Genomic DNA, 12,434 nt, shown 5'->3' with positions numbered 1-12,434 from the left:
ATATATCTTTTATAATATGATGTTTGATATATTATTCTTACGCTTTATATTTGATAAGCTTCAGCATAATCTCGATTATAATCATATGCAACGATATAATTTTCTTATATAGGAAAAGATAACATTTTCTATACTTTAAGGAAGCCATTTAAATGATGCGAAAATCAAATCGAATTATAGGTATAGATCCTGGTCTTTGTCGTACTGGATGGGGAATTATTGATGTAATAGGTGATAATTTAATTTTTGTTTCTTCTGGTACGATAATCTCTTCTGCACAAAAATCTCTGGATCATCGCCTATGTCAGTTGTATAACGGTTTAAGCAGTGTAATTAAAGAGTGGGATCCTGAGATGGCTGCTGTTGAGCAAGTTTTTGTTAATAAGGGTGCAGCATCTACTCTTAAGCTGGGTCAAGCTCGTGCAATAGCAATTTTATCTCCTGCTATTGTAGGGGTTCCCGTGTCTGAATATGCTCCAAATACCATTAAAAAGGCAATAACAGGTGTTGGTCATGGAGATAAGAAACAAGTTCATATGATGCTAGAAATGTTAGTGCCAGGAGTTATGTTTAAAGGCAAAGACGCTGCTGATGCATTAGCTATAGCTGTTTGTCATGCTCATCATTCAAATTATGGAAACTATTGAATTATTAATATATCATATTATTTTAATATATGATCAGGGAATTAGATAGGATATGATAGGAAAAATCAAAGGTAATATTGATGAATTATATGATGATTATGTATTAATTGACGTTAAAGGCGTTTGTTATATAATACATTGTCCTATGCGTACATTGTCTAATATTGGAGAGTTAGGAGATAGCTGTATTTTATTCATTGAAACACATTTCCGGCAAGATCAAATTAAACTTTACGGGTTTTTATCTGATTTAGATCGTAAATGGTTTGTTTTATTACAAAATGTACAAGGTATAGGTGCAAGAGTTGCTATTAGTATATTATCTCATATGGCTCCTTCAGAATTAGTTGATTCTATAATATTGCAGGATAATAAGGTTCTTGCTAAAATTCCTGGAATTGGTCTGAAAGTAGCCAGTCGTATTATTACAGAACTTAAAGATAAGGCAATTTCTTTATCAAGCTATTCACAGGGGCAGATTATTAATTCTAATGGAGATAAGAATTCTAATTTAGATTCTATCTCATCTGTCGCAAATAATGCTATATCAGCATTAGTTAACTTGGGTTACAGCCGTGATCAAGCGACAATTGCTGTTTCTGCAGTTATCAAACGAGAAAAAAATATTACTTGTGATGGTCAGATCATTAAATTAGCTTTGAAGGAAGTGTCATGTTAATTAATAGTTTTAGACATGTTATTGCTATTAAGATATTAGTAAGATGAAGAATCGCGATGGATTACTATCTCATAATGCATCTAATGAAGAAAATGATATTTATTTATCTCGTCCGAATAGCTTAGATGAATTCATTGGTCAAGTTGAGGTATGTGCTAATTTAAAGGTTTTTATAGAGGCGGCAAAGGCTCGTTCTGAGGCATTGGATCACGTTTTATTTGTAGGACCTCCAGGATTAGGTAAAACTACTCTTGCACAAGTTGTTGCTAGAGAATTAGGGGTTAATTTTCGTTCAACTTCAGGTCCTGTAATAGCTAAAGCAGGTGATCTTGCAGCTTTGTTAACTAATTTAGAAGATCGTGATGTTTTATTTATTGATGAAATACATAGATTAAGTATCGTTGTAGAAGAAATTCTTTATCCTGCTATGGAGGATTTTAAACTTGATATTATGGTTGGAGAAGGGCCAGCTGCTCGTTCTGTAAAAATCGATTTATCTCGTTTTACTCTTATAGCTGCTACTACTAGGGCTGGTCTTTTGAGTAATCCTCTGCAAGACCGTTTTGGCATTCCAATCAGATTGAATTTTTATGAGATAGATGATTTGAAAAAAATAGTACAGAGAGGTGCTTCATTAATAGGTCTTATTATAACAGATGATGCTGCTTATGAAATTGCTATGCGCTCTAGGGGAACACCTCGTATAGCTGGTAGACTTTTGCGTCGTGTACGGGATTTCGCTGAAGTCGCGCATTTTGATACCATTACTAAGAATATTGCAAATGACGCTCTTATACGCTTATATGTTGATAAGATGGGATTTGATCAACTTGATCTGCGCTATTTAAATATGATCGCTTGTAATTTTAGAGGAGGCCCAGTTGGAATAGAAACCATCTCAGCAGCACTTTCTGAACCACGCGATGCAATAGAAGATTTAATAGAACCCTATATGATACAAAGAGGTTTTATTCAGAGGACCCCACGTGGACGAATCTTGATGCCTATTGCTTTTGAACATCTTGGTCTCTTATATCCGATGAATTATTCAAAAGATGATAGCGATAGTAATAACAAGTTAAAATAGATCTGTTTGTTGATCCTTATCTAAATAATTTAAACTATGCTATAGTATTATAATTTTTAATAACTAATTTTATAAGGATAATACTCAATATATTTTGCTCAAAAGATCAGAACAAAATAATATTAAAATTTAGATATATTTTTGTCTGAAATTTTAAAATTAGATTTAAATCAATTTTTAAGATATGATTTTTTAGTATAAGTTTGAGCTGATCATTATTATCAAATTTTTATTATTAGTTATAAGTTATAAATAATAATATTATTTTTCTTTGAAATTTATTTGATATGATTTAGATCTGATTTTTATTTATGGGGGAGCTGTGAGTAGTGCTGCATTAGATATTGTGGATGTGAATATTTTTTCATTGTTTATTCAAACAGGAATAGCGATTAAGTTTATCATAATTTTATTGATTTTTCTTTCTATTTTTTCTTGGAGCATTATTATTGAAAAGGTCTTGAAATTTGCTATAATACGTCAAAAATCTAAGGAATTTGATCAGATTTTTTGGTCAGGTCAATCTCTGGAAGAATTGTATAAATTACTAATAGATCGTAAAAATATAGGATCAGCTTTAATATTCATTTCTGCTATGTGCGAATGGAAAAAAAGTTTTGAGAAAGGTGCATGTTCTCATGATGGTGGGGTGCAAGGTAGAATAGATCGTATGATGAACGTTGCTATTTCCCGTGAATTAGAGGATATAGTCGATAAATTAGGCATTTTATCTGCTATAGCATCAATTAGCTTCCTTATAGGTTTGTTAGGAATAGTTTTAGGTTTAATAAATTCTCTTCAAATTATTGCTGCATATAGGTTTACAAGTATTGTTGTTGTTCTGCCAGAGATAACAGGAGCTTTGATTAGTATTATGCTTGGTTTATTAGTTTCAATTACATCAACATTTGCTTATAATATATTGATGGAAAATGTAAGGAAATTTTCTGTGCAAATGGAAGAATTTGCTGATGAGTTTTATACTATTCTTTCAAGACAAATTAAGGGAAATAGCCTTTAAGCCTTTCCCTTAATTTTTGCGATATACTTGCGTAATGAAATTATCGCATTAGTATCCAATAAATATCGATTTAAATGTATAGTGAAATATTAATATTAAGTTTTAATAATTGAGATAAATCACATTAATACTAGCAATAATTTAGCGTTAACATCTAGATAATAGCATTTCTCGGTATTTAATTTCTATATTTTGATTTAGAAGAATGCTTCTATGAAGTTTATCTAGGATAATCATCTAATGGATCTGGTCTTGAAGGTTCTGAAGATTGATCATAAAAATTTTCATAAGGGATAGATGTAGGATAAATACAATTGCTTTCAGTATCACTCCAGTTTGTTACATAAGGCCCATAAGATGGATTTAATGTAGTATTAACATATGTTGGGATGTTATCACTACTGTTGTGCGCACTTCCTTGATCAGAACCAGTATTTTGTGCGCTTCCTTCTTGACTTTTGCAGCATCTTGGTTAGCAGCTATATATTACCAACGTTTTGTGGGCTTTCATTGCTACTTGGCGTAGATCAAAAGCATCAGCTAGTGCATAACTTGGTGTTGCCATACTAAGTAGCATTAAAGTAGATGTTTTTAATTTATTATTAATAAAAAAACTCATGATTTATTTCATATAAAATTACAATCATTATAAATTTTATTCAATATCTAACATGATCTAACATGCATGTAATAACTTTTTAACTAACTTATTTAAAAGATTCAGTTTTATGATAATTTGATTCCAACAAAGTTCAGAAGTTTTATAAGTAAAATATCGTAAAAGAAAAGTTCAATTGCTAAGAAACAGGAATATTTAAAAATACAAATTTTTCTTCTATAGAATACTTTATCTATTCTATAATAAGTTTTAAAAAATGTTTTCACAATTATTACATCGTTTTTAGCGATATGGTATATTAAGGTTTCTTATTCGTTTTGTTCCCTCATTTTTGAGAAAATAGTTGATTTTGTAGCAGAATATCTGATGTATAAACAGTCGATATAATATGATAAGATGATGTTAGAATTGGACAAAATAATTATACTAAAATTGATCTTGCAGAGTGGATATTGAATAACTTAAAGCATATAAACTTATCAGATTAGTTCAGATTAAAGATCAACTATCTAAAATGGATAGGATAGATTAATTTAATGCTTTAGTTCATTCTATTTATCATTATTTTTTATCCGTTGTTGTTTATTTATCTTATGGGTAGATAAAGTCAACAGACCATAGGATATAAATATCCTGTATTACAGGCTTTTGATAGACATATAAAACTGTGCAAGATAGGATTTAGGATAATATCAATGATAATCCTTTAGCAATTATTTTTTGCCAATCCCAAAAGCAACAGCTATGAAATCCCCAAAATTCAATCAGAAATAATGCTACATGCGGTGATCTGATCTTTTATACTTTTTATATATTTTATTGATAAGAAAATCAAAACGAGTATGATCTTTATAAGATATCTTATTTTTCCCTCCATCCTATCATATTTTTTCTTCAATAAAAGTTAAGAGATGCTCTGTAAGAATATTAGGATAATATGTTTTAGCTTTTTTATTTTGCCACATTGTTATTCATAACTATATAATACAAGCAAAAGAAAGAATATATAAATGATATTCCTAAAAATTAATATACTTAATCAAGCGGTTTGAAGGTTTGTATTTAACAGCTTATCTGTGTTCATTGTGTTTTATATTTAAGTGATGAACATATTGAATGTGATTTTTACGAAGGTTTAAACATTATTAAAAATCGATCAGAAGATATTATAGTAAATATATTTATAAATGTTTATATCACGTTTTTAATGGGGGCCTAATTCTTCTGGATTATAATAAAAACTGAATAATATAAGATGTTAAAAAATTTTATGTTTAATCTTGGTATTATCAGATATCTCAAAATCACTTTTAAAAAGAAGGTGAATTAATAAAATTCTGAAGAAGAATATAAATAATGTACAAGATTGGTTTAGATATTAGAAAAAAGTTAAAAGTATTAGTGGTTAGAAGAGAAGCGTAAGCGGAATTATTAAGTGTGTAAAATTAAATATTTCTGGTGTTACCTTTTAAAAGGTACGACCAAATTTATAAAAAAACGATGTAAGATAAATGAGTTATAACTTTTTTGGTGCCCCCGGCAGGACTCGAACCCGCTACCTCCTGATTACAAATCAGGCGCTCTACCAGCTGAGCTACAAGGGCTTAAAACACAATCCACTATAATCAAAAATTATATTATATAAAAAACATAATAATCAAAGGGAATATAATATATCATTCCTTTATATTTTATTGATATTTTTAATAAAAATAATAACCTTCTTATGTATCACTTTATCACGATAAATATATATTTATCAATTAACAAAGTATATATTTATAAATAAAAAGATAGAAAAATATTTTAATTTATGTTTTTTGCTATTATTTTAAATGATTATTGATCATACATTGTTTGGCTGCTGTATTAATTTTTCCTATTACTGAATAAATTCCATTAGTGCGTTTTATAGATAAAATTTCAATTAATTGCATCTCATTAAAGATTTTTGTAGAATTTATTTTAGCTATTTCATGAGCTTTTTTGCCTTCATATATACTTTGAACTATGTATAAAAGTCCACGTATTATATGAGAATCTGAAAATAGATATAGCTTTATAATGTGATAATCGCCTTCTATATTTTCAAATTCGATAGATCTCCATAAAGCGCTAGCACATTCTTTCTCCATATTGCTTTCTATCTGTTTTTCTTTTGGGAAAATAGGTAGTTTTTTACCTAATTCTATTAGATATTGATAACGGTCGTTATCATCGTCCATTATTTCCATATCTTTTATAATTTGGTCAATATGAATCACGGTATATACCAGTATAAAGTTATATTTCAAGATGTAATAATCATAATATACAATCAATAACAATTTAAAGAAAATCTAGGTATGTTTCCTTAAATCATTGCTTTGATTAGTTATTTCTACTTTAGGATTTTTCTCATTAGAATCAATACTTGATTTTATAAATCTATATGCAATTTTTGCGCCGTGTATAGTATGTTTTTTAAAGCTAGAAACTACTCTATGCCATACGACGCATGTATCAGGTTGTACGTTGCAAACATTACTTGCGTAATTAAATGTATTAGATGTGATAGTTGCTATATCTTTTATGTCAGAGTGAATATCTGATTCTGATTTTTCTTGTTTACTAAGATGTTCTGGATATAATTTTGACAAAATAAAAAAAGCCATTGATATCCAGAAGATTTTTTTAAAAATAGAAAACACCCTATCAACTATCCCAAAGTTAATATCATGACACACCATTATAACAAATCAAATTTCGATAACAATAGTATAATATGATTAATTTTGTTGATTATTATTAAACCAGTATTTAATATTCATTATAATTTACTTTTAATATACTTATATAAATCTTCTTATAGTAGTTTAGATTTATCATTTGTATGTAAGATCTGCCTTACAATAGCTAAGGAATTTAGTTATATTTTTAAAAAAAGTATATGCGTGCATTTTTAAATTTATTATTATTATTTTATAACATGTGTTTTTTATTATATATATTTATGTAATTTATTAATATAAAAAAATTAAATTAAATGAATAAAGAAATTAATTTATAATATTTATTGATTGTTTGCATGATTTTCAGTTCTATTGATCATGTAGTATCTTTTTTAGATTTATTTGTTGTTGCTTTCTATTGATATAGGATTTTGTTTTTTATGCTAATAATTGTTCGTTGAATTAATCTATTAAAAAATATATGTATACACATATATTATAGGTGTTTATAGAGATAATGTTTAGAAAAGGATATAATATTAGTTTTCTTGGTTTTTTTTCTTATTTTATAAAATTATTTAGAAAAATTATATATATGCATCCTAAATTCATATCTATTACAATAGGATATGGTATAATTTTTATATGGATATTATATAATGCGTTATATCATCAGAAGGGTAGGCATCCTTCACCATTATTAGTTACTCGTAATTATCAATTTGATCAGATTATTTTAGGTTCTATTCGCAGTATGATGGATCCTATTAAAGATGATGGCATGACTTTTAGATTAGAAAGAGTAGAATATAATGATGAAAAATCTTCATTTAAAAGTTCTATTATTAGCGATAATAAAATTAGTTTATTAGAAGAAATACAAAAAGAATTAAAAAAACGTGATCTATACCATGGTGATTGTGACGGATCTTTTAACGATATGACTAGGAAAGCTATTATGTCTTTTCAAAGAATAATTGATGTTACTGTAGATGGTATTCCTAATAATTATCTCTTGGAAATTTTAAAGAAGAACTCGAGTCAACGCAATTTCTTTAAACTATCATCCTCTGAACATGAATCTGTTATTTTGATACCTGAATACTATTATTCTAATAATTTAATTGCTGATATTATAACTAATTCTAAAATTTCTGACTTTAAAGATGAGCAATAGAAACGGCTATTAATATAGTTATTGGTTTAAAATTTATCATTCCGCATATTGTTAGTTATGTCCATTTGATTTTAAATCAAAAAATAATCTAAAAATCATATTGTAAATTATGTTAGATTTTTATTATTACCCTAAACAAAAAAAACAAGACTATATCCCAATGTATTATATTCGGGATATAGTTAATTACGTGCTGTATATAGGATATCTATTCTGTTTTATTGTTGTTATCCATGACAACAGATATATCTGGAGCATCTTCTACTTTCATGCCAACAACATGGTACCCGGCATCTACATAGTGACATTCACCAGTAACGCCACTAGAAAGGTCAGATAGCATATAAAGTGCAGATTTCCCAACTTCATCATAAGTTATATTACGTCTTAGAGGAGAATTATACTCATTCCATTTTAAAATATATCTAAAATCACCAATAGCAGATGATGCAAGGGTCTTAACAGGCCCAGCAGATATTGCATTTATTCTAATCCCTTTTTTCCCTAAATCCATAGCGAGATATCTAACAGAAGTTTCCAGAGCTGACTTAGCGAGACCCATCACGTTATAATGAGGCATAACTCTTGCTGATCCAATATAAGTTAAAGTTAACATGCTTCCATTGGCATTCATCATTGGTTCCGCGTGAGCAGCTAATGACGTAAACGAATATACTGATATATCCATTGTGTTAATAAAATTTTCGCGGCTTGTATTTATGTAAGGACCTGTCAATTCACTTTTTTCTGAAAATGCAACAGCATGGACAATAAAATCTATTTTTCCCCAACGTTTTTCTACATTTCTAAACACATTTTTAATTGTTTCTACATCAGAAACATTGCAATGTCCGGCCATAAAAAAATTCATTCCATCAACTAAATTTTCAATACGTTTTTTCACTGCATCCCCTTGCCATGTCAGCGCAACCTCAGCGCCTGCATCATGGCACATTTTAGCAATTGACCACGCAAGAGAGCGATTGTTTGCAACACCGAAAACAATGCCCCGTTTATTTTTCATTAGGCCATCTATTTGAGGCATACTAAAACTCCTAAAAACTACTTGATCTAATTTTAATATTTGTATTACATAGATTTTTTATAGATTCAAGTTTGACTAAATATCAAAAGCGTTGCTTTTGCATGTTTTTTATATAAGCAATAAGTAGGCGGTTTATAAAGTGAAAAAAGATCATATCGTTGATGATTACGAATTTCTTTCTTTTTTTTCTCAATGGATGGAAGATGCGCAACGTTGTGAGCCGCATTATCCTGATGCGGCGGTGTTAGCAACTTCTAATAAAGATGGTTTTCCTAATGCTCGTGTAGTTCTTGTGAAGTATTTTGATAATGATGGTTTTGTATTCTATACAAATAGTGAGAGTTGTAAGGGCTATGAAATGAAAGATAATCCAAAGGTATCATTATGTTTTTATTGGAAATCTTTGTGTAGGCAAGTTCGTTTGCGTGGATTTGTTAACAAGTGCTGCGATTCAGAATCAGATTCCTATTATGCTTCTCGTCCACGTGGTAGTCAAATAGGCGCTTGGGCCTCTAAACAATCGCAGATAATGGAATCTGCTGATATTTTAAAAAGATCAGTGGAAAAGTATACAAGTATCTACCAATCATGTGAAATACCTCGGCCTGTTTGGTGGTGTGGTTTCCGAATTTGTCCTTTGCATATAGAATTTTGGGAAGAACGACCTTATCGTCTTCATGAGCGGATTGTATTTTCTCGTAAGACAATTATGGATAAATGGGAAAAATTTATGTTATACCCATAAAAAAATATTTTTTATAAATATGTAAAATATTAAATAATTATCTTAATTTAAACAATTCTATTAATTAAGCTTATATCATAATTTATATTCAAGCATTCACATGCATGCCGCAATTTTATTTTTTATTTTAAAAAAAATCTATAAAAATTATTTTATATAGTTATTATTGTCAGGATATATAATTTATATCTTGATAAGATAAATGTTTTAGATTTATCTTAGATAAGATTACTATGTAATTATTATCAAATATTTATATGCTTACTTGTTTAAAAGCTATGTATTAGGCTAATTTAATAAGTATATTCTTCAAAGCATGGTTCTACTGATTCTTTCCATTTTCCATGATAAGAATTTATCATTTCATCAGCAGGGCTTTTATTTTCATTAATTATTTTTTCTATTGGTTTTAAAAAAATAGTTTCATCCTCTTTCCTATGATTTAAATGTCCTCGATTTCTCAAACCATTTCTAGAAATATTAATAATTTTATCTGCAATACTTGATATATATTGACCTTTAATTTTCGATCTTATTCCTTTATGTGTCACGCTATAGCGTAATTTATTGATGTCATCAAAAGACCATTCAGATGTTAAATTATTTACCTCTTGCAATGCTGAATCATCATAAAGAATACCTGTCCAAAAAGCTGATATAGCAAGAATCTGTTCTGGCCTTCCTGAATCTGCGCCACGCATTTCGAGACAATTTCTTAAACGAACATCTGGAAATAATGTTGACAGGTGATTTTCCCAGTCTTCTATTGTAGCATGCCATTGTTTAATTTTTCCTTTGAGGGCTCCATTTATAAACTGACGAAACGTTATATTTGTGCATTTGTAATATTGATCGTCGCGTATAACAAAATACATTGGAATATCAAGAGCCCATTGGGTGTAATCTTCAAATCCGAAATTATTTTCAAAAGCATATGGAATAATTCCTGTGCGGTTTTTGTCTGTATTGATCCATATTTCGCTACGCCATGATTGAAATCCATTAATTTTTTTTTCAGTAAAAGGAGAAGATGCAAATATTGCTGTAATAATTGGCTGTAATTTTAAAGATACACGCAACTTGACCGCCATATCTTTTTCGCTATGGAAATCAAGGCTTACTTGTGTGGTGCAAGTTCTAAACATCATATCTAGACCGCTCGTTCCTATTTGTGGCATGTATTCTTTCATAATCTTATATCGTGATTTAGGAATTATTGGAATTTCACTTATTTTCCATTTTGGATTAGCTCCCATTCCCATAATTTTCATATCAAGGTCATTTGTAACCTCTTTTAGATTTTTTATATATTTAAACATTTCTTCTTTGATTTGATGTATGTTTTTTAAAGTTGTACTTGATAATTCAAATTGTCCTCCTGGCTCTAGGGATATTGCAGCTTTGCTAAAAGGATCTTTGAGCCCAATAAGATTTTGCTGATCCATAATTGGTTCCCATATAAGTTTTTTTTTGATATTAGATAAAATAGTTTCAATACTTCTTTCGCCTTTATAAGGGACAGGGCTATTATCCTTTTGTGAAAAGATAAAGCTTTCATGTTCTGCTCCGATGTAAAGATCGTGTTTTGATTTAACACCAGATGCGATATGATTAACTAGATCCTCTATAGAAATTACGATATTTTCTCTCGATAAATTAGAAATCATATTTATTCCTTAAAATATATGAAAAACAATGCTTAAATTGATATGTACGCAAAATCCAATTAATCATAATTAGTAACTTTTTGGGTAAATAATCATTCTTAATGCTTTATAGTAATCTATACCAATCTCCACAAATAGATTGAACTAATGCCATTATTGCAACCGCTGCGGTATCAGATCGCAATATTCTTGGTCCTAATGATATAGGAATTACAAAAGGAAGAGATCGTAATTTTTTTATTTCCTCAGGATGATATCCTCCTTCTGGTCCTACAAGGATTGCTAGGGGAGATTTATTAGGTATTTTCTTAAGAATATTCAAAGAATTTTTTTCGTTATATGTTTCGTCTGCAAAAATGATTAGTCGATTATTATCCCAATTTTCCAAAATAACATCTAGTTCAACTGGAGGATATATAGAAGGAATTGAGATAATATTGCATTGTTCTGCTGCACTTATTATATAAGTCCGTATACGATCCATATTATAATTCTTGTTTTGTGTGTATTTAGTGATAACTGGATGAATGGAACCTGCTCCCATTTCGACTGATTTTTGAATCATATAAATAAGGCGTTTGTTTTTGATTGGTGAGAAAATATATTGTAAATCAAATGGTTGAGTTTGAGTTTTAGTTTGATCTATTACTTTTAATATAATTCCTTTAGTATCTTTATAAGAAATCTCTCCCATCCATTCTCCGTCTTTTCCATTAAAAAGTAGAATGTTTTCTCCTTCTTTCATACGCAATACATTTGATAGATAGTTATACTGATACTCACTGGCTTTTCCTTTATATCCGTTCGATAAAGGAAAATCGACAAATAATCGTTTAATATTGGAGCTATATTTCATAAATATACACTTTATTGTACCATAATAGGAAAAGCACGATTAAATATTGTACTATGCAATTCAAAATAACTGTATAATATTTATTTGGATCACAAAGATATTATATGATTAATAGATTATCATAATCTTTATCTTGAATCTATTAATTAGTACATTATAATGAAATTATTAGGTACTAAT

Annotated in this window: 11 protein-coding genes and 1 tRNA gene; 6 read left to right on the top strand and 6 right to left on the bottom strand. The window is 28.9% G+C overall.

Annotated elements, in window-relative coordinates; all coding sequences use genetic code 11:
* The first annotated feature begins 155 nt into the window (after positions 1–155).
* The 4 genes from ruvC to LAM_RS03990 all read left to right on the top strand — a co-directional run bounded on the left by ruvC (position 156) and on the right by LAM_RS03990 (position 3,434).
* Positions 156–647, top strand: coding sequence for a crossover junction endodeoxyribonuclease RuvC (gene ruvC / locus LAM_RS04005; protein ID WP_040055916.1), 492 nt, complete (start codon positions 156–158; stop codon positions 645–647).
* Between the two features lie 52 nt (positions 648–699).
* Positions 700–1,326 carry a Holliday junction branch migration protein RuvA gene (gene ruvA / locus LAM_RS04000; protein WP_007557412.1) on the top strand — a complete coding sequence of 209 codons (627 nt, stop codon included), beginning with the start codon at positions 700–702 and terminating at the stop codon, positions 1,324–1,326.
* Between the two features lie 43 nt (positions 1,327–1,369).
* Complete coding sequence (ruvB, locus tag LAM_RS03995; protein ID WP_007557413.1) at positions 1,370–2,413, top strand: Holliday junction branch migration DNA helicase RuvB; 1,044 nt, start codon at positions 1,370–1,372, stop codon at positions 2,411–2,413.
* A 322-nt stretch (positions 2,414–2,735) separates the two neighbouring features.
* The gene (locus LAM_RS03990; protein ID WP_007557414.1) at positions 2,736–3,434 is read left to right on the top strand and encodes a MotA/TolQ/ExbB proton channel family protein; all 699 of its coding nucleotides are present in this window, start codon (positions 2,736–2,738) and stop codon (positions 3,432–3,434) included.
* A 2,147-nt stretch (positions 3,435–5,581) separates the two neighbouring features.
* Here the strand turns inward: LAM_RS03990 and LAM_RS03985 are convergent.
* From LAM_RS03985 to LAM_RS03975, 3 genes are all read right to left on the bottom strand, one after another.
* Positions 5,582–5,657, bottom strand: a tRNA-Thr gene (locus LAM_RS03985).
* 222 nt (positions 5,658–5,879) lie between these two features.
* The gene (locus LAM_RS03980) at positions 5,880–6,317 is read right to left on the bottom strand and encodes a SufE family protein (RefSeq protein ID WP_007557415.1); all 438 of its coding nucleotides are present in this window, start codon (positions 6,315–6,317) and stop codon (positions 5,880–5,882) included.
* Positions 6,318–6,392: 75 nt separating this feature from the next.
* Positions 6,393–6,707: a DUF5330 domain-containing protein gene (locus LAM_RS03975; protein WP_144079414.1), complete on the bottom strand. Its 315-nt coding sequence runs from the start codon at positions 6,705–6,707 to the stop codon at positions 6,393–6,395.
* Between the two features lie 574 nt (positions 6,708–7,281).
* Here LAM_RS03975 and LAM_RS05190 point away from each other — a divergent pair.
* Positions 7,282–7,941 carry a peptidoglycan-binding domain-containing protein gene (locus LAM_RS05190; protein WP_007557417.1) on the top strand — a complete coding sequence of 220 codons (660 nt, stop codon included), beginning with the start codon at positions 7,282–7,284 and terminating at the stop codon, positions 7,939–7,941.
* Between the two features lie 208 nt (positions 7,942–8,149).
* Here the strand turns inward: LAM_RS05190 and fabI are convergent, their stop codons facing one another.
* Positions 8,150–8,986: an enoyl-ACP reductase FabI gene (gene fabI, locus LAM_RS03965; protein WP_007557419.1), complete on the bottom strand. Its 837-nt coding sequence runs from the start codon at positions 8,984–8,986 to the stop codon at positions 8,150–8,152.
* Positions 8,987–9,125: 139 nt separating this feature from the next.
* On the opposite strand from fabI, the gene pdxH reads away from it, so the two are divergent.
* Positions 9,126–9,731: a pyridoxamine 5'-phosphate oxidase gene (gene pdxH, locus LAM_RS03960; RefSeq protein ID WP_007557420.1), complete on the top strand. Its 606-nt coding sequence runs from the start codon at positions 9,126–9,128 to the stop codon at positions 9,729–9,731.
* Between the two features lie 293 nt (positions 9,732–10,024).
* Here pdxH and LAM_RS03955 read toward each other — a convergent pair whose 3' ends face one another.
* Positions 10,025–11,398, bottom strand: a complete 1,374-nt coding sequence (locus LAM_RS03955; RefSeq protein ID WP_007557422.1) for a glutamate--cysteine ligase — start codon at positions 11,396–11,398, stop codon at positions 10,025–10,027.
* A 106-nt stretch (positions 11,399–11,504) separates the two neighbouring features.
* Complete coding sequence (locus LAM_RS03950; protein WP_007557423.1) at positions 11,505–12,254, bottom strand: 16S rRNA (uracil(1498)-N(3))-methyltransferase; 750 nt, start codon at positions 12,252–12,254, stop codon at positions 11,505–11,507.
* Between the last annotated feature and the right edge of the window lie 180 nt (positions 12,255–12,434).

The organism is Candidatus Liberibacter americanus str. Sao Paulo (assembly GCF_000496595.1).
Taxonomy (GTDB): domain Bacteria; phylum Pseudomonadota; class Alphaproteobacteria; order Rhizobiales; family Rhizobiaceae; genus Liberibacter; species Liberibacter americanus.
The sequence above is the reverse complement of the archived record's forward strand: the minus strand, read 5'-3'. Positions and strand labels throughout refer to the sequence as shown.

Excerpts from the sequence above, each read along its gene's own strand:
- ruvB (WP_007557413.1), top strand. The coding sequence starts at position 1,370 with ATGAAGAATCGCGATGGATTACTATCTCATAATGCATCTAATGAAGAA.
- LAM_RS03955 (WP_007557422.1), bottom strand. The coding sequence starts at position 11,398 with ATGATTTCTAATTTATCGAGAGAAAATATCGTAATTTCTATAGAGGAT.
- LAM_RS05190 (WP_007557417.1), top strand. The coding sequence starts at position 7,282 with ATGTTTAGAAAAGGATATAATATTAGTTTTCTTGGTTTTTTTTCTTAT.
- LAM_RS03975 (WP_144079414.1), bottom strand. The coding sequence starts at position 6,707 with ATGGCTTTTTTTATTTTGTCAAAATTATATCCAGAACATCTTAGTAAA.
- fabI (WP_007557419.1), bottom strand. The coding sequence starts at position 8,986 with ATGCCTCAAATAGATGGCCTAATGAAAAATAAACGGGGCATTGTTTTC.
- ruvC (WP_040055916.1), top strand. The coding sequence starts at position 156 with ATGCGAAAATCAAATCGAATTATAGGTATAGATCCTGGTCTTTGTCGT.
- LAM_RS03950 (WP_007557423.1), bottom strand. The coding sequence starts at position 12,254 with ATGAAATATAGCTCCAATATTAAACGATTATTTGTCGATTTTCCTTTA.
- ruvA (WP_007557412.1), top strand. The coding sequence starts at position 700 with ATGATAGGAAAAATCAAAGGTAATATTGATGAATTATATGATGATTAT.